Source organism: Bradyrhizobium sp. dw_78 (assembly GCF_018449525.1).
In the GTDB taxonomy this organism is placed as follows: Bacteria; Pseudomonadota; Alphaproteobacteria; order Rhizobiales; family Xanthobacteraceae; genus Bradyrhizobium.
Genome location: NZ_JAAVUS010000004.1, coordinates 262896 through 284540 on the forward strand (window position 1 = coordinate 262896; position 21645 = coordinate 284540).

Annotated in this window: 20 protein-coding genes; 6 read left to right on the plus strand and 14 right to left on the minus strand. The window is 62.3% G+C overall.

The genetic code is table 11. The annotated features are described in order from the left end of the window. A complete protein-coding gene (locus HB630_RS13140; RefSeq protein WP_249780856.1) occupies positions 1-927 on the minus strand; it encodes a lytic transglycosylase domain-containing protein in 927 nt (308 codons plus the stop codon). 177 nt (positions 928-1104) lie between these two features. On the opposite strand from HB630_RS13140, the gene HB630_RS13145 reads away from it, so the two are divergent. The 3 genes from HB630_RS13145 to HB630_RS13155 all read left to right on the plus strand — a co-directional run bounded on the left by HB630_RS13145 (position 1105) and on the right by HB630_RS13155 (position 4070). Further along, on the plus strand, positions 1105-2040 hold the full coding sequence (locus tag HB630_RS13145; RefSeq protein WP_213772678.1) for a glycine/sarcosine/betaine reductase selenoprotein B family protein: 936 nt from the start codon (positions 1105-1107) through the stop codon (positions 2038-2040). 133 nt (positions 2041-2173) lie between these two features. After that, a complete protein-coding gene (locus HB630_RS13150) occupies positions 2174-2530 on the plus strand; it encodes a PilZ domain-containing protein (RefSeq protein ID WP_213772679.1) in 357 nt (118 codons plus the stop codon). A gap of 118 nt (positions 2531-2648) precedes the next feature. Further along, on the plus strand, positions 2649-4070 hold the full coding sequence (locus HB630_RS13155) for an MFS transporter (protein ID WP_213772680.1): 1422 nt from the start codon (positions 2649-2651) through the stop codon (positions 4068-4070). 83 nt (positions 4071-4153) lie between these two features. Here the strand turns inward: HB630_RS13155 and clpA are convergent, their stop codons facing one another. Further along, the gene (gene clpA / locus HB630_RS13160) at positions 4154-6577 is read right to left on the minus strand and encodes an ATP-dependent Clp protease ATP-binding subunit ClpA (RefSeq protein WP_213772681.1); all 2424 of its coding nucleotides are present in this window, start codon (positions 6575-6577) and stop codon (positions 4154-4156) included. 240 nt (positions 6578-6817) lie between these two features. After that, positions 6818-7147: an ATP-dependent Clp protease adapter ClpS gene (gene clpS / locus HB630_RS13165; RefSeq protein ID WP_213772915.1), complete on the minus strand. Its 330-nt coding sequence runs from the start codon at positions 7145-7147 to the stop codon at positions 6818-6820. Between the two features lie 472 nt (positions 7148-7619). Between clpS and HB630_RS13170 the strand changes: the two genes are divergently transcribed. Beyond that, on the plus strand, positions 7620-9593 hold the full coding sequence (locus HB630_RS13170) for a TadE/TadG family type IV pilus assembly protein (protein ID WP_213772916.1): 1974 nt from the start codon (positions 7620-7622) through the stop codon (positions 9591-9593). A gap of 76 nt (positions 9594-9669) precedes the next feature. On the opposite strand, the gene HB630_RS13175 is transcribed toward HB630_RS13170, so the two are convergent. Continuing rightward, entirely contained in the window at positions 9670-9972 is a 303-nt protein-coding gene (locus HB630_RS13175) for a phasin family protein (RefSeq protein WP_213772917.1), read from the minus strand. 399 nt (positions 9973-10371) lie between these two features. On the opposite strand from HB630_RS13175, the gene HB630_RS13180 reads away from it, so the two are divergent. Next, on the plus strand, positions 10372-12165 hold the full coding sequence (locus HB630_RS13180; protein WP_213772682.1) for a serine hydrolase: 1794 nt from the start codon (positions 10372-10374) through the stop codon (positions 12163-12165). 247 nt (positions 12166-12412) lie between these two features. On the opposite strand, the gene HB630_RS13185 is transcribed toward HB630_RS13180, so the two are convergent. The 4 genes from HB630_RS13185 to HB630_RS13200 all read right to left on the minus strand — a co-directional run bounded on the left by HB630_RS13185 (position 12413) and on the right by HB630_RS13200 (position 16167). Beyond that, complete coding sequence (locus HB630_RS13185) at positions 12413-13144, minus strand: DnaJ domain-containing protein (RefSeq protein WP_213772683.1); 732 nt, start codon at positions 13142-13144, stop codon at positions 12413-12415. A gap of 54 nt (positions 13145-13198) precedes the next feature. Further along, complete coding sequence (locus tag HB630_RS13190) at positions 13199-13954, minus strand: VWA domain-containing protein (protein ID WP_213772684.1); 756 nt, start codon at positions 13952-13954, stop codon at positions 13199-13201. Between the two features lie 116 nt (positions 13955-14070). Beyond that, the gene (locus HB630_RS13195; RefSeq protein ID WP_213772685.1) at positions 14071-14919 is read right to left on the minus strand and encodes an alpha/beta fold hydrolase; all 849 of its coding nucleotides are present in this window, start codon (positions 14917-14919) and stop codon (positions 14071-14073) included. Positions 14920-15243: 324 nt separating this feature from the next. Further along, entirely contained in the window at positions 15244-16167 is a 924-nt protein-coding gene (locus HB630_RS13200; protein ID WP_213772686.1) for a division plane positioning ATPase MipZ, read from the minus strand. Between the two features lie 264 nt (positions 16168-16431). Here HB630_RS13200 and panC point away from each other — a divergent pair, with 264 nt between their 5' ends. Beyond that, the gene (gene panC / locus HB630_RS13205) at positions 16432-17283 is read left to right on the plus strand and encodes a pantoate--beta-alanine ligase (RefSeq protein WP_213772687.1); all 852 of its coding nucleotides are present in this window, start codon (positions 16432-16434) and stop codon (positions 17281-17283) included. 221 nt (positions 17284-17504) lie between these two features. Here panC and HB630_RS13210 read toward each other — a convergent pair whose 3' ends face one another. The 6 genes from HB630_RS13210 to HB630_RS13235 form a co-directional block, all read right to left on the minus strand. Beyond that, the gene (locus HB630_RS13210; RefSeq protein WP_213772688.1) at positions 17505-17942 is read right to left on the minus strand and encodes a DUF1489 domain-containing protein; all 438 of its coding nucleotides are present in this window, start codon (positions 17940-17942) and stop codon (positions 17505-17507) included. Between the two features lie 14 nt (positions 17943-17956). After that, on the minus strand, positions 17957-18931 hold the full coding sequence (locus HB630_RS13215; RefSeq protein ID WP_213772689.1) for a hypothetical protein: 975 nt from the start codon (positions 18929-18931) through the stop codon (positions 17957-17959). A 152-nt stretch (positions 18932-19083) separates the two neighbouring features. After that, positions 19084-19275, minus strand: a complete 192-nt coding sequence (locus tag HB630_RS13220; protein WP_213772690.1) for a hypothetical protein — start codon at positions 19273-19275, stop codon at positions 19084-19086. A gap of 225 nt (positions 19276-19500) precedes the next feature. Continuing rightward, positions 19501-19869: a YidB family protein gene (locus HB630_RS13225; RefSeq protein WP_213772691.1), complete on the minus strand. Its 369-nt coding sequence runs from the start codon at positions 19867-19869 to the stop codon at positions 19501-19503. A 98-nt stretch (positions 19870-19967) separates the two neighbouring features. Next, complete coding sequence (locus tag HB630_RS13230; RefSeq protein ID WP_213772692.1) at positions 19968-20624, minus strand: glutathione S-transferase family protein; 657 nt, start codon at positions 20622-20624, stop codon at positions 19968-19970. A 107-nt stretch (positions 20625-20731) separates the two neighbouring features. Further along, a complete protein-coding gene (locus HB630_RS13235; protein ID WP_213772693.1) occupies positions 20732-21628 on the minus strand; it encodes a hypothetical protein in 897 nt (298 codons plus the stop codon). Positions 21629-21645 lie beyond the last annotated feature (17 nt).

The following is a 21645-nucleotide window of genomic DNA, read 5'->3' on the forward strand; positions in this document are numbered from 1 at the left end:
TCACCCCCGGACGTTGGGGTTGCGCAGCACAAAACAGCCGCCGCCGGCGCGGCGGATGCGGTTGCAGAGATCGTCCGCGGCCGGGCGCGTGTCGGCGCCGATCCGCACCTGATAGAAGGTGCGGGTGCCGCGGCTGCGCAGCACCGAACTCAGCAGGCTCGGATCCTGATCTCCGATCACGGCGCTGAGCCGTTTCATGGCGCGGGCATACATCGCCAGCGCCATGTCGCGGTTGAAACCGGCCGCGAGCTGGATGCCCCATAGCTTGGCCGCGCTCAGCTTCACATGTTGTTCGAGCTGGGTGACAAAGGGATTGGGCGCGCGCTGCAGCAACGCCATCAGCTCCCGGCAGCCCAGTTTCGGCGCGGTGGCCGGCGTGCCGTTCGGCGCGGCGCGCCCGTGCTCATCCGGGGTCTTGCCGTTCTTGCCGGCCGCGGCCCAGTCATCGACGGTCGAACCGGTAATGACGAGAACGTAGTGGCGGGTCTCCTGCGGCATGGCGCCGGCTCCCGCGAGCCATTCCTGCACGCGGCGGGGCCCGGCATTGTAGGCAGCAGCGGCAAGGCCGAGATTACCGAACTGGTTGCGCAGTTCGTTCAGGAACTCCGCCGATTTCGGCAGCGCCTGCACCGGATCGAAAGGATCGAGCAGGCTGCGCTCTGAGGCCGTTCCCGGCATGAATTGCGCGATCCCCTGCGCGCGCTGGCCGCTATGCGTCATGGGTCCGACCGCATCGGACTGAAAGCGGCTTTCCTGCCAGATCACGCGCGCGAAGAATTCGACGGGCAGGTTTTGCGACCGGGCCGCCGATTCGATCATCAGGCACATGGCCTCGCGGGTATCGGCGTCGCCGGCAATTTCATCTGATTTTACCGGTTCGCCCTTGGTAGCCAGTTCCTCGACGCTTGGCCGCGCCACATCGGTCATGGCAGGCGAGGTATCTTCCGCCGCTGCCGGCAGCGCGAGAATAATGGCCACGGTGCAAAGCACCGCTGGCAGCCCCCTGACCTTTCGCAATGCCATTGTTCCCGACAACCTGCTTGACACACAAGGAGGACCGTCTAGCTAATTCAAAAATGATGGCGCAGATGAGGGAACGCAAGAATGCCCGGAGTGTCTGACGATCCGCTTGGTTTCGCGCCCGACGATGACGTGCCGATCCCCTATATGGCGCGGACCCGTGAATATTATCAGGCCATCGGCTACACCACGCCCTATCGCTGGGCGCATTATATCGACGCGCCGTTCCAGCCGCTGCGCAAGCCGATCAATCAATCCCGCGTCGCGATCATCACCACGGCGGCCCCGTTCGATCCGGCCAAGGGCGATCAAGGCCCGGGCGCGAAATATAATGGCGGCGCCAAATTCTATTCGGTCTATGACGGCGACACTGCGAAGACGCATGATCTGCGGATCTCGCACGTCGCCTATGATCGCGTGCATACCAAAGCCGAGGACAGCGGCAGTTGGTTTCCGCTGCCGCAACTGCAACAATTCGCGCGCGAGAAACGCATCGGCGACGTGGCGCCGCGCTTCTTCGGCGCGCCGACCAACCGCAGCCAGCGCGTCACCATCGAAACCGACGCGCCGGACATTCTCGCCCGCTGCCGGGCCGATCAGGTCGATGCCGCGGTGCTGGTGCCGAACTGCCCGGTATGCCACCAGACCGTCAGCCTGGTGGCGCGGCATCTCGAGGCCAATGGCATTGCCACCGTCGTGATGGGCTGCGCCAAGGACATCGTCGAATTCGCCGCGGTGCCGCGGTTTCTGTTCAGCGATTTCCCGCTCGGCAATTCCGCCGGCAAGCCGCACGATCTGCCGTCGCAGGCCTTCACGCTGGAGCTTGCGCTGCGCGTGCTCGAGACCGCGCCGGGGCCGCAAACCACGGTGCAATCACCGCTGCGCTGGAGCGCGGACGCATCCTGGAAGCGCGACTACAACAATGTCGCGATGTTGAGCGCCGAGGAACTGGCGCGGCGGCGGCGGGAATTCGACGCGCAGAAGGAAATCGCCCGCGGATTGCGTGAAAACGCGGCGTAAAGCCCGCATCCCCGGAGACGCATCCGGTCGCAGTGGTGATCGGTTTACGTTAACGCGGCATTTTGCCGACCCTGCCCCTTTCGTAGGCAGCGCAGCGGGGTAAGGTCATCCCGTTATTTGGGAGATTTATCCGATGCCGGAGCGGCGCCAGAATACCCGCGACAAGGTTCTTTATGGCGGTGTTGCCAGGGTCGGTGAATCCGGCACGGCCACGGCCTGCGTCGTCCGCAACCTCTCGGAACAAGGCGCCAGCATCGAACTCACGAATCCCGTCAGGTTTCCCAAGGAGCAGATATCGCTGACCATCGCGCGAAAGGGCCGCTCCTTCCTCGCCAGGGTGATCTGGTGGCGTGATAATTTCGTCGGCCTCGCTTTCAACGGCGAAGCGCCTTCCGCGCCCGTCTCCGATCTCGAGGAGCGTCTTCGCAAAAGCGAAGCGAAAAAACGCGCGCTCCAGCGCCGTATCAAGGAACTGCTCGGCGAGGAGTAAAGCCGGCCGGAGGCCCCGGCATCTGCCGGAACCGGTGTGGTATTTCGGGGTTGCAAAGTGCCGGCCGATCCATCATGCGATAGCCAGCCGATGCTGGTAGTCGAGGCCATTTCATCTGATGTCGTCCGCTACAGTCGAGTATGCCGACGGGCTGCCGCAGCCACAACGCAATCTGGCCATCCTCACCATCGCACTCGGCATCGTGATGGCCGTGATCGACGGGTCGATCGCCAACGTTGCCCTGCCCACCATCGCCCGGGATCTTGACGCGAGCCCCGCGTTTTCGATCTGGATCGTCAACGGCTATCAGCTCGCGATCACGATTTCTCTGCTTCCGCTGGCCTCGCTGGGCGAGATCATCGGCTATCGCCGCGTCTATCTCGCAGGTCTGTTGCTGTTCACGCTGGCCTCGCTGTTCTGCGCGCTGTCGCATACGCTGGTGCTGCTGACCGCTGCGCGCATCGTGCAGGGATTTGGCGCGGCCGGAATCCTGAGCGTCAACACGGCGCTGGTCCGCTTCATTTACCCGCGCACCCTGCTCGGTCGCGGCATCGCCCTCAATGCGCTGGTCGTCGCCGTCTCCGCCGCGGTAGGCCCGACCGTCGCCTCGGCCATTCTGGCCATCGGAACCTGGCCGTACCTGTTCGCCATCAACGTCCCGCTCGGCATCGCGACCTTGGCGCTTGGCTGGCGCTATATGCCTCATACCAGTCCGGCCGGTCACAGGTTCGACTGGCAAAGCGCCGGCCTGAGCGCCGTGGCCTTCGGGCTCGGCATCGCCGCGATCGACAGCGCCGGTCATGGCGAGGCGCTGTATCTGTGCCTGGTCGAGTTCGGCGTCGCCGTGGCCGCGGGCGTCCTGTTGGTGTACCGGCAGACGCATCTTCCGGCGCCGCTATTGCCGGTGGATCTGTTGCGGATTCCGATTTTCGCGCTGTCGATCGGCACTTCAATCGCTTCGTTCTGCGGCCAGATGCTGGCCTTTGTCGCAATGCCTTTTTATCTCGAGAGCCATTTCGGCTATTCCGCGGTGCAGATCGGCCTGCTGGTGACGCCCTGGCCGATCGCGGTCGCCTTCGCAGCCCCCCTCGCCGGCCGGCTGGTCGAGCGCTACCCGGCGGGCCTGTTGGGCGGCATCGGATTGCTGCTGTTCGCCTCGGGGCTCGGCGCATTGGCGCTGATGCCGGCCGCCGCCTCGCCGCTCGACGTGGCATGGCGCATGGCGCTCGCCGGCGCGGGCTTCGGCCTGTTCCAGACCCCCAACAACCGCACCATGATCGCCGCAGCCCCACGTGAGCGCTCGGGCGGCGCCAGTGGGATGCTGGGGACCGCGCGGCTCCTGGGACAGACGATCGGCGCGGCCCTGGTGGCGTTGTTTCTGGCGCGCTATCCGGTGCAGGGCACGCGGATCGCGCTGCTGGTCGGGGTCGGCTTCGCCGTGACGGGCGCGATGCTCAGCACGCTGCGGCTGTCGATGGCCGGCAGCAGAGGCGCCGATCGGGTGCAAGTCTATGAGGGCCAGCGTCTGAAGGGGGAATGAGCACCAAGCCATAGCAAAGAGGCCGGCAATCGCTTGCCGGCCTCTTTGCTTTAATCTGTCTTGATCGCCTCTGCTCCGGCCGATCAGGCCTTGACCAGTGGTCCCCGCGAGGCCGGGCCCTTCGAGCCGCCGCCGCCGTTAGGACCGTTCGACTTCGGCTTGCGCGTCGCCGTGCGCTTGCGCGTGCCGGGCAGCTTTTCCGGCTTCGGCGTGACCGGCCCTTCGACAAACTCGAAGCCGATCTTTTCCGCAGCTTCCGCGCCCGTCTCGTCCTTGACCAGCACGACGCGAACATGGCCGCCGCTCTTGAGCTTGCCGAACAGCAACTCGTCGGCGAGCGGCTTCTTGATGTGCTCCTGGATCACGCGCGCCATCGGCCGTGCGCCCATCTGCTCGTCATAGCCATGCTTGATCAGCCACGCCTTGGCGGGCTCCGACAATTCGATCGTGACGTCGCGGTCGGCAAGCTGCGCCTCGAGTTGCAGCACGAACTTCTCCACCACCATGCCGATCACGTCGGCATTGAGATGGGCGAACGAAACGATGGCATCGAGCCGGTTGCGGAACTCGGGCGCGAACTGCCGGCTGATCGCCTCGTGATCGTCGCCTTCGCGCTTGTTGCGGGTGAAGCCGAACGCCTGCTTGGCCAGATCGGCCGCGCCCGCATTGGTGGTCATGATCAGGATCACGTTGCGGAAATTGACCTGCTTGCCATTGTGGTCGGTCAGCCGGCCATGATCCATGATCTGCAACAGCACGTTGTACAGGTCCGGATGCGCTTTTTCGATTTCGTCGAGCAACACCACGCAATGCGGATGCTGGTCCACGCCATCGGTAAGCAGGCCGCCCTGGTCGAAGCCGACATAGCCCGGAGGCGCGCCGATCAGGCGCGACACGGTATGCCGCTCCATATATTCCGACATGTCGAACCGGATCAGCTCGACACCGAGCGACGACGCCAACTGCTTGGCCACCTCGGTCTTGCCGACGCCGGTCGGGCCCGAGAACAAATAGCAGCCGATCGGCTTTTCCGGCTCGCGCAGGCCGGCGCGCGCCAGCTTGATCGACGCCGACAGCGACTCGATCGCCTTGTCCTGGCCGAACACCACGCGCTTGAGCGTCTGCTCGAGATGCTTGAGCACCTCGGCATCGTCCTTGGACACGCTCTTGGGCGGAATCCGCGCCATGGTCGCGATCGTCGTCTCGATTTCCTTGATGCCGATCGTCTTCTTGCGCTTGTTCTCCGCCACCAGCATCTGCGCCGCGCCGGATTCGTCGATCACGTCGATCGCCTTGTCCGGCAGCTTGCGGTCGTGGATGTAGCGCGACGACAGCTGCACCGCGGCCTCGATCGCCTCGTTGGTGTATTTCAGGTGATGGTAATCCTCGAAATAGGGTTTCAGGCCCTTGAGGATCGCGATCGCGTCTTCCACCGTCGGCTCGTTGACGTCGATCTTCTGGAACCGGCGCACCAGCGCACGATCCTTTTCGAAGTGCTGACGGTATTCCTTGTAGGTCGTCGAACCCATGCAGCGGATCGTGCCCGACGCCAGCGCCGGCTTGAGCAGGTTGGACGCATCCATCGCGCCGCCGGAGGTCGCGCCGGCGCCGATCACGGTATGGATTTCATCGATGAACAGGATGGCGTTCGGATGCGCCTCAAGTTCCTTCAGAACCTGCTTCAACCGCTCCTCGAAGTCGCCGCGGTAGCGCGTGCCCGCGAGCAGCGTGCCCATGTCGAGCGAGAACACGGTGGCGGCCGCCAGAACTTCCGGCACTTCGCTGTCGACGATGCGCTTGGCCAAGCCTTCCGCGATCGCGGTCTTGCCGACGCCGGCCTCACCGACGAACAGCGGATTGTTCTTCTGGCGGCGGCACAGCACCTGAATCGCACGGTTGATCTCGGCATTGCGCCCGATTACCGGATCGATCTTGCCGTCGCGCGCCTTCTTGTTGAGGTTGACGCAATAAGTCTCGAGCGCCTCGCCCTTCTTCTTGGAATCCTCGTTGCCCTTGGTCTCGGTCTCCTCGTCGACGCCGCGCACCGGGCGCGCTTCCGAGACGCCGGGACGCTTGGCGATGCCGTGGCTGATGTAATTCACCGCGTCGTAGCGGGTCATGTCCTGCTCCTGCAGGAAATAGGCCGCGTGGCTCTCGCGCTCGGCGAAGATCGCGATCAGCACATTGGCGCCGGTCACTTCCTCGCGGCCGGACGACTGGACGTGGATTACTGCGCGCTGGATCACGCGCTGGAAACCGGCGGTCGGCTTGGCGTCATCGGCGCCATCCGTCACCAGGTTTTCGAATTCGGTCTCAAGATAGTTGACGAGGCTGGTGCGCAGCTTGTCGAGATCGACGCTGCAGGCACGCATCACGGCGGCCGCGTCGGAATCATCGATCAGCGACAGCAGAAGATGTTCAAGCGTCGCATATTGATGGTGACGCTCATTTGCAATCGCCAGCGCTCGATGCAGGGATTGTTCAAGGCTTTGAGAAAAAGTTGGCATTCGCGTCCTCTATGGCCCCCGGCCATCATGATCGTCCTTGCCCGCTCAGGCAACAACAACATTCATCATATAGTTACGCTCGATCGGGGCGAAAGACCGGTTCCGCAACCGCGTTTTCTGCACGCGAAATCCATCCCGCAGGCACAGAAAACGCCGATCCCTCCGACTCGACCAGGCTGACTGTCGATCGGGAGTAAGCAATGCAAGACCCGTTCCCGTTTGGGGGAAAGCGAGATTAGACTATTTCTTTTCCATCACGCATTGCAGGGGGTGCTGATGCTTGCGTGCGAAATCCATCACCTGCGTCACCTTGGTCTCGGCGATTTCGTAGGTAAAGACGCCGCATTCCCCGATTCCATGATGATGGACGTGGAGCATGATCTTGGTCGCGGCTTCGACATCCTTCTGGAAGAACTTCTCCAGCACGAGGACGACAAATTCCATCGGCGTATAGTCGTCGTTCAAGATCAGCACGCGATACAGATTCGGGCGCTTGGTCTTGGGCTTGACCTTGGTAATGACCGATGCGGCCGGACCGCCCGTCCCACCGCCGCGATCGTCGTTGCTCATTTGTGGAGCAGAAACGGCGGCTACAGATGGCGCGGGCAAATCAGGCGAAGGCAAATCAGATGTCGATGTTGGTTGCAGCATGGTCAGGTGTTCGAAATCCCCACGGAAAATCAGACAGCGTCCAGGCAGTTTCCCGGACACGTTTCCAACCGCCGCTCCTCCCCGATCCATGCGCGGACCGGTATCAGGAATATGGGTCCGCTTTCCGCCCGCCGCAAGCGCGCGGATACTGCTGACGCGCATCCCGCTGCGGGCTTCGAACCGTTCGGCGATCCGGACAAGGTTAATCAATTCCGACCGGTTTGACAAAGGAATGCCGTCACCGTTTAGCGGGTATTGACGATATCCGCCGGTTCCGAGCGCGGATTCCGGACATCCACCGCCATAGGCCGGCCTTTCCCCGGACGGATTTACCGCCTGTTTAGCGGCGGGAACCGAAATGGCATCGGAAAATACAACTTCGGTGACAGCCATGCTCGGTGCATCCATTATCCGCCATGTCCGGGAAGCGGCCCTCCGTTTCATGGGAGCCAGCGAGGGCAACATCGCGGTGATCTTCACCATCGCCGCCCTCCCCATCATCAGCTTTGTCGGCGCCGCGATCGACTACAGCCGCCTCAACGATGCGCGTTCGTCGATGCAGGCCGCGCTCGACTCGACGGCGTTGATGCTGTCCAAGGATCTGTCGTCGGGCAAAATCACGGCGGCCCAGGTCGACGCGACAGCCCAAGCCTATTTCAGCGCGCTCTATACGGATGCCGACGCGAAGTCCGTTACCGTCAGCGCGACCTACACGGCCAATAACGGCAATCTGGGCAACACGATCGCGATCAATGGATCCGGGCTCATCAACACCGACTTCATGAAGATCGCTGGCTTTCCGACCCTCTCCTTCGGTAGCAGTTCGACCACGGCGTGGGGCAACGTGAAGATGCGCGTCGCGCTGGCGCTCGACAACACGGGATCGATGTCCGAAGACGGCAAAATAACCGCGCTGCGTACCGCCGCGAGCAATCTCATCGACCAGCTCAGCGCCCTCGCCAAGACCGATGGCGACGTCTACATTTCCCTCATTCCGTTCGCCAAGACGGTCAATATCGGCACCAGCAATGTCAGCGCGGACTGGATCGACTGGACCGACTGGCTGAATCCGCCGACCGCGCAGCCGGCCAACAACGTTGGCGGCACAAACTATGAAGCGATGCTTCCTTCATACTGGCATGCGCTCGGGCCCGGCATGAAGTGTCCATTCACGACCAGCAATAGCGGATTCACCTGCACCACCGGTCCGACCAGCACGTCAAATGCCTCAACGATTCCATCCAGCGGCTACATTTGCCCGAGCGTGGATAGCAATTCTCATACTCGTTACAATGGCTGTTGGACCAGTACTCAAGCCAGTCCCTCTAGTGGAGTTTTCTGCTCGGGATCCTCAAATTGCTATTGCCCAAGTGGAGCATCCAGCAGTTGTAAATGCACTGGCAGTGGCAGTAATACGTCATGTACAGGGCCTCTTTACGACCACAACTGGACGCAGCCGAATGACGAGACACATAATCTGGAAGCGCCCCGAGTGAACGCCTATGTGGGCTTCCAAAATCACCAATGGAATGCCACCACCAGTTGGGGACAGCCCTCAGTCTCCAAATCGGCTCCAACACAGAACTCAAATAGCCAGCAGATTCCCTGGCAATCTGTGGACCCGTTTTTTGATTCAACTGTACCCCAGAACGCTGTTCAGAATACCTATGCGGCGCAATCAACCAATCCCATCAGCACCTGGACCGGTTGCGTGACCGATCGCACCCAGCCCTACGACGCCCAGGGCGATTCTCCCACGCAAAACATCACGGATACGATGTTTCCGGCCAACCAGTATTACGAGAACAGCGAGGCCTATTGTAATTTGAATAATTCGCCGCCGCTCAAGCCGATCATGCCGATGACCTATAATTGGAGCACGCTCAAGTCCAACATCACGGCGATGCAGCCGACCGGCGGCACCAATCAGGCGATCGGACTGGCCTGGGCATGGCAGTCGCTTCTGACGACGGGCCCGATCCCGGCCCCGGAAGAAGATTCCAACACCGCCTACAACCGGGTCATCATCCTGCTGTCGGACGGCTTGAATACCGAGGACCGCTGGCCGGACTACGGCAACGGCAATACGCAAAACTTCACCGGCGGCGTTGGTGATATCGACGCAAGGCAGGCGTTGATGTGCCAGAACATCAAGAACCAGATCGATCCCAAGACCGGTCTGCCGATGTACACGGTCTACACGATCCAGGTGAATACCGGCCGACCGGCCGATCCGACATCGACCGTCCTGCAGAACTGCGCCAGCAGCCCGGACAAGTTCTTCATGCTGACCAGTTCCAACCAGATCGCCACGACCTTCACCACGATCGGAAACACCCTGAGCGAATTGCGCGTCGCGCGATAATCGCGGTAATCGTTCTCGACAACAAAAAGCCCGGCCAAAAACGGCCGGGCTTTTGATTTTTAATGCAGCGTGAAAATCAGGTGGCCGGGGTGAATTTCGCAGCCACGTTTTCCAACGGCTTGAAGGTCTGCTTGGCGAGGTCGGTATACAGCCCCGCGATCTTCTGCGAATCGGCGACGAAGGTCTCGTAGGCGGACTTCGCGAATTCGCTCTGCGCTTCGAGCGCCTTGTCCAGCGACTTCACGCCGGACAGCTTCTCGACGAATGATTTGGTGTCTTCGAACGACTTCTTGGTGTAGTCGCCATAGGCGGTCGCGATCGCCTGGACACCGCTCTGCAGCGAAGTCCCATATTGTTGAATCTCTTCAATTTTGACCATCATCGAATCCTTTCCCAGACTGAAGTTTGACAGTTCGGCGGGAGATCCCGGTTCCCTCGCAGCCTAAATATAGTGCAATGCACAATAAAGTCAACGAATTTGTGCAATGCACAATTCATTAAGTTTATCGTCAAACACCGGAATTCCACGCAAGGGTTGTTTAACTTTTTGGAAACCCCCGCGACCTAACCTGATTCTGACGCTATTCGCGCTCCCGACAGACTCGTCAAAAATATGTTTGCGTACAGTTGGTTAGCTAGCATAGCGATCCGATTGGCCTTTCCAGCGGAAATGCCAGCCTGACAGCCGGCAGCTTGGAACGGAAAACGTCTCCGACCGTCGGGCATAATTTGGCCTCACGGGGCGGTGAACAAGACAGAAAATGGGACGGGGAAGTTTATGCTTCGCACAACCTTGGCTTCGTCGCGCGTTCTGCGCGTCCTTGCCTTCGGGCTAGCCACCACCGCCACGGTCGTTCTCACCACCGGCACGGCCGACGCGCGTCACCACCGGCACCGGTACTACGCCCGTCACCATCACGAGGAGTCGGAGGGCTACAGCCCGGCATTCGCCTCCATCATCGTCGACGCGAATTCCGGCGCGACGCTCGAATCGAACAATCCCGACAGCCCCCGCCATCCGGCTTCGCTGACCAAGATCATGACGCTCTATTTGCTGTTCGAGCGGCTGGAATCCGGCAAGATGACGCTCGACACCGGGATGCCGGTCTCCGAACATGCCTCCGAACAGGCGCCCACCAAGCTCGGCCTTCGCCCCGGTCAGACGCTGCGCGTCGAAGACGCGATCAAAGGCATCGTGACGCGCTCGGCCAACGACGCGGCCGTGGTGATCGCTGAAGCGATCGGCGGCGACGAAGACGATTTCGCGAAGATGATGACCCGAAAAGCGCGGGCGCTCGGCATGGGCCGGACGACCTATGTCAACGCCTCCGGCCTTCCGGACGACGACCAGATCACCACCGCGCGCGACCAGGCGACGCTTGGCCGGGCGATCCAGGATCGCTTTCCGCGCTATTATCGTTATTTCTCGACACAGGCGTTCAACTTTCGCGGCCAATCGATCCATGGCCATAATCACCTGCTCGGCAGCGTTGAGGGGGTCGACGGCATCAAGACCGGCTATACCCGCGCCTCCGGTTTTAATCTCGTGACCAATTTGCGCCGCGGCAACCGTCATCTCGTTGGCGTGGTGCTGGGCGGCCACAGCGGCGGCTCGCGCGACGCCATCATGCGCGGCCTGCTGGCCGAAAACCTGGACAAGGCCTCGACCACGCGCACGGTCGCCGCGATCAGCGAACGCGGCGGCGCGGAGGCCAGCACCGAGGTGGCGGAGGATGACGCGCGACCGCAACCGGCGCCGACGGCTCAGCTTGACAGCGCGGTTCAGGTCGCCTCCGCATCGAACGAGCCGGCGGCTCCACCGCCGGCGCGTCCGAGCGCACCGGTGCAGAAATCGTCCCTGCTCGCCGCCGCAACCGCCGCAGTTCCGCCGCCGCAAGCCAAACCCGAGCCGGCGCCGCTCACGAGCGGGGTGATTCAAACCCAGCCGATCGCCGTGATCCCCGGCTCGTCCGAGCCGATGAAGCCGGTCAAGGTGAAAACCGTTCAGATCAAAGCCGGACCGATGAAGCTGGCCTCCGCCGCACCGTCCCAGCCCGCCACGACAATCACCAGCGCCATAGCGCCGATGCGAATGGAAGTGCCGGAAACCTCGGGTGCCGTCGTCGCCAAGGCGGAAGCCAACAAGACTGATGCCAGGACCGATATGCCGCCGCAGCCGGCCAATTTCGGCACCGGACAAGGCATCCTTGGCGTGTTGCCGGCCTCCAGCGTGGCGGCCAACCCGCAGGTGCGGATCGCCTCCGCCGATCCGGCGCCGCAAGCAACCCAGCAGCAGGATGGGCCCCTCAAGCCAGCCACCGCCCATAGCGGATGGATCATCCAGGTCGGCGCGCTCGACAGCGAAACCGAAGCGAAGGAGCGCATCGAGGCGGCCCGCAGCCAGGCCCACGGTCTGCTCAGCAGGGCCGATCCGTTCACCGAACCGGTCGTTTCCAAGGGCGACAAGAAACTGTACCGCGCCCGCTTCGCCGGCCTTGATCGCGACCAGGCCGAAGCCGTTTGCCGGACGCTGAAGCGCTCCGAGATATCATGCATCACCGTCAAGAACTGAACCGAGTCCCTTTTGCGGGGCACATGGCGAAGCCGTCCGCTCCATGCGGGCGGCTTTTTTGCTGGCCGGTACGTATCGTTCGCGGTGCAAAATCCTGGCGCGCAAACCTCTCGTCAAGATTTGGCGGCTAGAACTGAGCAGATCAAAGATCGACCACGCCGGATAACGGCGGGCGGTGCCAGGGCGTCAACAGAGCTGAAAAACAGAAGCAACTCTCAGGTAGTGGCGTTTAGTAGCGTTGCCGGAGTTAGCTGTGATGCGTACGAAGCAGGGTATCCTTGGCCTCGTTTACACGGGCGGCGAGATACGTCGACCCCCCTTGATCGGGATGCAATTTCTTCATGAGCCCGCGATGGGCCCGGCCGATCTCGTCACGCCCCGCCCCCGGCTGCAAGCCAAGGATCTGATAGGCCTCCTGTTCCGTCATTTTGCCGCCCGACGCCGCTCGACCTTGCCCCCCTGCCGCGTTTCCCTGCGGGTCCTGACGCCAGGCGGGAAACCGGCGGTCCAGATAGCCTTCAAGTAACGACACGCTCTCGGCGTCGAAGCCCGGGATCATCGCCAGCAATTGCGACAGGTCGAATTCGCCGAGCCAACGGCCGGCATAGGGTCCGTCTGTAATCTGTCCGTTCAATTCGCCGGTGTCATGATCGAGACTCATGTCGAGATATTGCGAACGGACCCGCGACGACTGCCCGGCCGAGCGTTGAGCGCCGGAGCCACCGAATATCCCGCCGAAATGGCCAAAGCCGGACGCGCCGAACGGCGACCAGCCGAGCAGTCCCGCACCAAAGATTCCGATCGGAATGGCGACGGCAAGCTCGCCCTTGAGGCCGGTAAAGGCAGCGACCGCAAGCGCCAGCACGCCGCCGACGATCTTGACCGCACGCGCCAGCACGACCGGATTGGCCGCACGAAACATCTGCAGCAGCGAATAAAGAACGAAAATGGCGACGGCGCCGGCGATCAGCGTAGGCATGAACCCAATATAGCTTCCCTCGCGCCGAAAGACATGCCGGACGACGCCGCCGGATCACTTCATCTGGCTGATCAGCCTGGCCGCACTGCCGCCGGCCTTCGACAGCCGCAACAGCGCCTCGCGCCCGCCGGCGGCATAGGCGGCAGCGGCGCGCAGCAATTCACGCAATTGTGCCGCCGCCCCCGGATCGAACCGGCACCATGCGCCGCCGGTCAGGCGCGCGATCTCGCGGAACGCCTGCTCGGCAACGGCATCATTCCCTTCCTGAAACATGAATACGGGGACCTTGAGCAGACCAAGCTCGCCGGCCTTGACGCAGAGCTGATCGACCGATTCCTCCATGGCGTCGCCGACAAAGACCACCGCGCGCACGGCCGACGCCACGGCCTCGCGGCGCGCTTCCGACAGCACCCGCCCGATCTGGGTGTTGCCGCCGCGGCAATCGATCTTGCCCATCAGTTTGGCCAGTTGTGTGCTGTCGGAGATCCAACCGGTGGCGCGGCATTCGTTGAGGCCGCGATAATAGACGAGGCGGATATCGAGACTGCCGAGGCTCGCAGCTTCGCGAAACATGTCGGCCTGCAACGCGCAGGCCATGTCCCATGTCGGCTGCCGGCTCATGGTGGCGTCGAGCGCGAACACCATCCGGCCCCTCGCGCCCGCCGCATGGGGAGACATCGCGCGGGCCCTGGCGACGAAGGCGGCGATGTCTTCCGAAGCCGAGACCAGCGAATCCGCTTCCCGCGACGAAGGCTTGTTCGCCAACGGCATATCGCCTGCGGATTTCGGTTTGACAGGTTCGCCCGACATAAATGCTCGCTGATTGCCGCAAGCTTATGTGGAGCCGGATGGCACCGTGGTCAATGCGCGGAACAATCACCCGAGCGGCGGTCAAATCCCTTGAACAGGTTTATCGCCGCAGACTATCAGTTCCTGATCGGCGCGTTGAGGGCGACCGGCCGCGGCTTGACCTTCGGCGCCTTGGTCTGGACCGGCGCCAGAGCGGAGTCGTCATCAAGGAACTTGTCGAGCATGTTCTGAATCGATGTCTTTGCCTCGTCGGGACCGGTATCACGCATGTCATTATGCTGGAAGCCGGTCTGTACAATCGTAATGCCGGACTTCTCGCAGATGTCACTGTCGGGCACGACGCCGGGATCAGGCTTGAACACCGGATCCTTGGAACGGAACGACAGGATCTTGAACTTGCCGTCGGTCATGAACGGAACGCGCAGATTGTCCAGAGTGATGACTTTCTTGATCTTGTCGGGATACATCTTGGCGAAATACAGCGAGACATCGGCGCCCATGGAGTGTCCCACCATGGTCAAATGATCGTAGTCCGCGTTCGACTGCACCTTCTTCATTTCGTCGATCGCAAAGCGGATATTGGCAATGTCGCGCTCGTATTGCGGCAACCGGCCAACGTAGAGTTCGCCGACCTTCGTCACCATCGGCGGATCGGTCGGCAGGTCATGCTGGATGCTTACGACGAGATAGCCGCGCGCGGCAAAGACGTTCGCCAGGAAAGAATATTCGGTGAATTTGACGGTGTTGCCGTGGTTCAGGATGGCGACCGGCAGCGTGATCATGTCAGCGTCTGCCTGCATCTCCTTGTCGCGCCGGACCGCAACATCGACCGCAACCGGGCGGTTATCGCGCGCCGGATCATAGAATGTGATGGTCTCGTGGCGGATAGCCCATTTGCTCGCCGTGAAATAGGCGCCCGTCACCAGCACACACAGCGAAAGCAGAACGGCAATTCCACGTTTCATGTTCGTCCTCGACGCACCGGCCTCTCGGTGGGCATCCTCAACCTTGAAACTCTTCGGTCCCTTGTCCGCAGTATATGTCACAGCCCCGTGACAGAAAGGCTAAATGTTGTGAGTTAGCCGCCTGATCGTTGTGCGATGCACCCTAATATTGGGCAAATTGACTACTGGGGGTGCAGAGGCCCCCCGCCTCCACCCGAAGTTACGAACGACGACGGCAATGAAAGTCGGGCACAAATCCTTGGTAAAACGCCATAAATGCGAGACACCAAACTGTGCTCTGCGCCGGACGCCCGGTTCAGGATGAGGCGCCTCGCGCTTCGGGGATCAAACGCCGATGATGTCGTGGACGTCGAGCGGCTTGTCGATCTGGCTGAACCACTCGGCGCGGTTGGCGGCGCGGCGCCGGCCGCGCTCGTCCAGAGGTAGTTTCAGCTCCCGCAACAGGCTCATGACCTCCTCGCGCGCGGTGACATGGCCCAGGCTCGGCCGGGTGCCCAGCGTGGCCTCGTCGAGATCGTCGAGCGCGGTCAGCCCGCGCGGAAAGAATTCGCGATAAACCACGCGTTCGGCGAAACCGTCGATCGCGCGGAAGCCGAGCCGGAACGACAGTTCCTTGAGGCTGTCGGCAACCAGTTGCTTGTTGCGCGAGCCCAGCATCGACAGCCGGTTGCGGACCACGATCCAATCGCAATTCACGCCATCGAGCTGGCGGCGCCTGCGCCTCGTGTCCCGCACCATTTCGGCATAATGGCTCTCGCCGGTCACCGCATAGGTGGCGGGATCGACGGTGCCGAGCACGTCGAAATCGAGGAAGCTGTCGTTGATCGGCGTCACCAGCGTGTCGGCCATCGAGTGCGCCAGCCGCATCAGGTAGCTGTCGGAGCCCGGCGTATCAATGACGAGAAAATCGAACGTGCGTTCGACCGCGCTCACCGCGTCCACGAATTGCTGCAACTCGGAAGATTCGTTGTCGGCGATCTGCATGGTCTCGCCGAGCTTGATGCAACAATGGACGGGAACCTCGAGATCGAGGCCGGTGCGGCGCGCCCAGGCACGCCGGTTGTTGATGTAATGGGTAAAGCTCTGCTGGCGGCAATCGAGGTCGATGGTGGCGACGCGCTGACCTGCCTTCATCAGGGCGACGGCGATGTGCAAGGCGGCGGTCGATTTGCCCGAACCGCCCTTCTCGTTGCCCAGCACAACGACATGTGCCGAACCCGATTGCCCCTGGGTAGTCTGCACCAGCATCATTCGTCCCCTGCCGACATCTTCAAATCGCGCGCGACGGCGGTCAAGTGAAATGCGCGACGACGCCATTCAATCCCCGATCGCCTGTCGTGATGGTGAATCACGCGCGCAGAACGGCCGGCGCGATGCGCCATGAACCGCGTTCTGATCCGCGACCGATTTGCCGACTGTCCACTCTGTCCACTTGGCGAGAGAGCATCAGCCTTGATAGGGTTGGTGTTCCCGCCGTCAGGCCAGAACCGGCCCCTTACAGACCGAGCCCCAATGTCGCGAAGCCCCATGATCGCCCGCACGATCCCTGCACTGCATCGCGCGCTCGATGGCCTTCGCGCGCGCAAGGCCACGGTCGCGTTGGTGCCAACCATGGGAGCGCTCCATGACGGCCATATGTCGCTGGTCCGGCTCGCCAAGCGCCGAGCCAGGAAGGTCGTGGTTTCGATCTTCGTCAATCCCGCCCAGTTCGCGCCGACAGAAGATTTCGGCTCCTATCCGCGCACCTGGAAGACCGACATCGCCAAGCTCTCGGACGAAGGTGTCGACCTGGTCTGGAATCCGGACGTCAAGACCATGTACCCGGACGGCTTCGCCACGCGCATCGTGCCGGAGGGACCGGCGACCGCCGGTCTGGAGGATCGTTTCAGGCCGCATTTTTTCGGCGGCGTCGCCACCGTGGTCGGCAAGCTGTTCGCCCAAGTCCGGCCCGACTTCGCGATGTTCGGGGAAAAGGATTTTCAGCAATTGCGGGTCATCGCGCAGATGGCCAGGGATCTCGATCTCGGCGTCAAGGTGACGGGGTCGAAAACCGTGCGCGAGCGCGACGGCCTCGCGATGTCCTCGCGCAACGTCTATTTGTCGCCGGAGGAACGCCAGACGGCGCCGGCGCTGTACCGCGCCATGAAGGAAAGCGTCCGCCGCTTGCGGGCCGGCGATGATGTCAACGCCGCGATGGCGGGCGGCGCGGAAATGATCGTCGCGGCCGGTTTCACGCTGGATTATTTCGAGCTCCGCCACGCCGAAACGCTGGCGCCGATCGACTCGGTGAAGGACGGCCCGATGCGGATCCTGGTGGCGGCAAGGCTCGGCAAGACCCGGCTGATCGATAATATCGCGGCCTGAGGTGCAAGCCTCCGACGCCAGGGCATGATCCGGAAAAGTGGGAGCCGGTTTTCCGAAAAGATCATGCTCAAACAAAAAGATAGAGCTGGATGACTATTCGAGGAAAAGTCATCCAGCTCTGGGGCATGACCGGTTCTGATTGAATCAGAACCGAAGCTCCAGATTGTTATTTTGACGCGTTTTCTTCACGCGAACCGGCATTCACTTCGCTCGAAAACGCTTCAAAGCAGTCCAAGCTCGCGCAATTCGCGACGCATCGGCTCAGGCATCGCCGCAAGGCCCGTGCCTGCCGAATCCAGGTCCGGCGGGACATCGCGATCCTCGAAATAGCGCCAGCCCTGGAACGGACGCATCGGCCTTGGCAGCACGGCGATCACCTTGGGCTGCAAGACCAGGCGGCAACGTCCGATGCCGTCGCGGTCGCGGAACGGCTCGATCGCGACGATCTTTTCCCGCGCCGCGATTTCGCCGCGGATCACCCAGTAAAGCGATCCGCCCGCCAAAATCTCCTGGTCGCGCTTCGGCACCATGCGGGTGATGTGGATGTGATGGCGCGGCAGGCCCTTCTGCTTCGCGACCCGCATGCGCTCGGCAACCCAGCCTTTCAGTTCCTTGACGGAATCACAGCCGACGGCAAGCTTGATGAGATGAAGCGGCATCGATCCTGAAACACTCACTGGTTTGACGCGGCGGGAGCCGCCGCAGGCGCTGCGGGCGCAGACGGCGCGATCTGGACAGGCGCCGCCGCCGCGCGCGGTTTCGGCGCGGGTTTCTTGGCCGCCGTCGGCGTCGTGGCCGTTGCGGCCGGATGCGGTGGCGGCGTGCCCGCCGTTGCGGGCGGGGTGCGCGATCCGGCGCCCGAACCCGGCTCAGGCGTCATGATGCTGACCGGCGGTGTGGAAGCGGCGCTTGGAAAATCCGCGTTGGTCGGCCTGCCCGTCGGCACCGACGGAGGAAACGCGGCGAGCGCGCCCATCGTCGTTCCGGTCGTCACAGGCGCGTTCCAACCCGGCGCATAATGCGAAACCAAGCCGTCATAGACCTGCTGATCCATGTTCGCGACGATCCGGCTGTGGTCCGTGAGCGAGTTGAAGGCCGCGCATTCCGCCGGCGTGCAATGGTCGCGCGCCAGCAGCACGTGGGCCGCCAGTCCATAGCGGTCGCGCTCGATCGAGCTGCGCAGCGCCTGCAGATCCGGCGTCATGTTCTTGTCGGCTGTCACGACGTCGCCGAACGACATCAAGCGCGTCAGCCGGGCCGCCGCATACGACACCGCCGCGGCGGCGGATTCGGCCGAGCCGAACAACACCTTCTCGCAGGCCGTCAAAACGACTTCTCCGGCGAGGTCGTCGACGCACGACAAGGCCGGCAGCGCCGCGTTCACCACCGGCGGCTGCTGAGTTGACGTGGATACGGGAGCGCCGCCGCCGCCGGGCGGCCCGAAGCTGCGAAGAGTCGAGGCCACCGCGACGCCGATCGCCAGCAGCGTGATGACGGTCAGCGCTCCGTTGGCGACCGATTTCTCGGCGCGCAACAGCGTGACGAAAACGATGATCCCGAAGAATCCCGCGGCGGCCACAGTCAGCCACATCGGGAAGGCCGGCGAGCGCCAGACCTGATCGAGCGATGTTGCCCAAGCCCAATTCATGCGTAATGTCCTTCGACGCAGCATAGAACGCCTTCACCGAAGGTGAACACGATTCTTGCTTCAGTCTGTGCAAAATGCTGTTGGGAACGGGGCCTTTTGACGACGGTTGAAACGGTTCCCTTGCCGTTTCACGCGATCAGGCGCGTGGTCGTTCAGGAAATGGCGAGCTGGCTTTCCTTGGCCACGCGCTCGAACGCCTCGGTCGAACTTTTGATCCGATACTGACAGTCATCGCCATCGGTCGGAAGCAGACGAATCACTTCATAGGTGCCACTGGCGGCCGGACGGGCAACGTTGCTGGCGGTGAAATAAACGGTCTCTCCAACGCTGAATTTATGCTTCAACGCCCTTCTCCCTGTACTCTGAACACAGGCCATGCTCGCGGTCCCCGCAGCAACGGCCATCCGAAAATCCTTAATAAAATCTAGCACAGCGCAAGTCTCTTTGGCCAGCATCATCCGGGCATGGCAAGTGCGCGGATTTTGCAGGTTTTTCAGTGCGATAAGTGATTTTCTGCCGGTTTTCCGGAAATCCGGGAGCCGAGCTCCGGAACCGTCAAATCAGCCCGGTCAGGCCGAGGCCGGCAGATGACCGTTCGGGCTGGCGCCGTCGACCGATTTCGGAAGTTCCTGCGCCAAAATCTGGGACAATTGGTCCACAGGAATGTTGAACCGCGCAGCCAGCTGCTTGACCGTATCGCTGCCCAGCACTTCCTGGAGCTGCTCGGCCGTGATCGGCAGGTTCTGGCCGTTGCCAAGCCAGGATTTGACCTGATCGCCCAAACCCGCTTGCTGCAACTTGGCGACGACAGCGGAAAGGCCGCCCTGGCTGCCATTGCCGAGAACTTCGCTCAAGACGACCGGAAGCACGGCACTTCCGAGCTGGCCAAGCGCGCCCCTGAACGCCGGCGAATTTTCCAGTGAATCAAGAATTCCCATGATCAAAAGCCTTTCGCGTTAATCGGGTTCGAGATTGAGACGCTTTACCCGCGACCCGTCAAGTTATCATGACGTGAGCAAAGGCCGTGGCAGGGGCATCATACCGTTTCGAACTTCTCGATCACGAGCGTCTCGGCCAGGCCTGCGCGCGTCCATTCCTGAAAGGCCGGCAGCGCCATCATCGCAGCCATGTAGTCTTCCGCCTCGGGCGCCAGCTTGATCGCGTAGGTGCGAAAACGGTGTACCACCGGCGCGTACATCGCATCCGCGCCGCTGAAGGTGCCGAACAGGAAGGGCCCCGCTTTGGCGTGGCGTTCCCGGCATCCGATCCAGATATCCTGGATGCGGGCGATGTTGGCGCGCGCGTCGTCCGACAGCGGAATCGCTCCGACCGGGCGGTGCAGATTCATCCCGCATTCGTTGCGTAACGCCATGAAACCCGAATGCATTTCCGCCGAAATCGAACGCGCCTGGGCGCGGCTGGCGCGATCCTCCGGCCACAGATGCGCTTCTGGAAACCTCTCCGCGGCATATTCGATGATAGCGAGCGAATCCCAGACCGTGATGTCGCCATCGACCAGCACCGGCACCTTGCCCGAACGCGTGAAGCCAAGGATCCGCTTCTTGTCGGCTTCGCCGTTGTAAATCGGGATGAACACCTCGTCGAAAGCAATGTTGCTGGCCCGCAGCGCGAGCCAGGGCCGCATCGACCACGACGAATAGTTCTTGTTGCCGACGACAAGCTTCAGCGCCATGCGTGGAAATCCTTGCATTGATTGCCCGCCATCATGCCACATCGCCCGGAACGCGCTCAACCCGCCAAACTCAACCGGGCCAAACATGAGCCGGCCGCGGCGGGACGTCAGGATGCGCCGGTGAAGTCTTCCGGGGTGAAGCTGAGATCGAGCACTTTCCACTCGCCATATTTGTCGGCCGGCAGCATCTCATAGGGCTGGCACGCCTGCAGGGCGCTGATGGCGCTCTGCATCAAGGCCGGCCCCTTGGCGGACGCGCTGGCCTCGATCAGAAGCGGCGGCGCGGCGAGCCTTCCATTGGGCGTCATGAACACGCGTAATTTGATCGCGACCTTGTCTGACGGCGTCACCGATTTGGGCAACGTCGAACAGGTCTTCAGATGCCGCCGAAACTCCGCGACGGGACCGGATGCGACGTCGGCCTTCTGGATCGCCACGGTGTCGAAGCCGTCGCCGGGCTTGTCCTGCGGCAACCCCAGCATCACATGATATTTGATGGAAAGATCGGGTTGCGCCGGAACATAGGCCTGCTGTGGCGAAGCCGGCGCCGACGGTTGCGCCGCAGCCTGCTGCGGAGGACTGGGACTCGTCACCGGCTCCGGTACCGGGCTTTGTGCCGCATTGGGTGCGGGATCCGGCTCGGGCGGGGATGGCATGGCCTGCTCCACTGCGGCCTGTTGTTGTTGCGGCGTGGCGGCCTGTGGCGAAGCAGCCTGTGCAGCCTGTGATGAAGCGGCCTGTGACGGGGCGGCCGGTGCCGCGGCGGCCGACGGCGGACTGGAATCGACCGACTTCCCGGGAATATCGAAGGCGCTGGCGTCTTTTGGCGTCGGCGGCGGGTCGGGTTTCACCTCATCGGGCGCAACGATGTCGACCGCGATCGGCTCAGCCGTGACCGAACCGAGAGGACGAACCTCGGTAAAGAAGATCACCAGCATCAGAAACGACAGATGCACAATCGCCGATGCCGCGATGCCTGAGCCTATAATCCGCCGAAAGTCCACCGTACCCGATCACACGC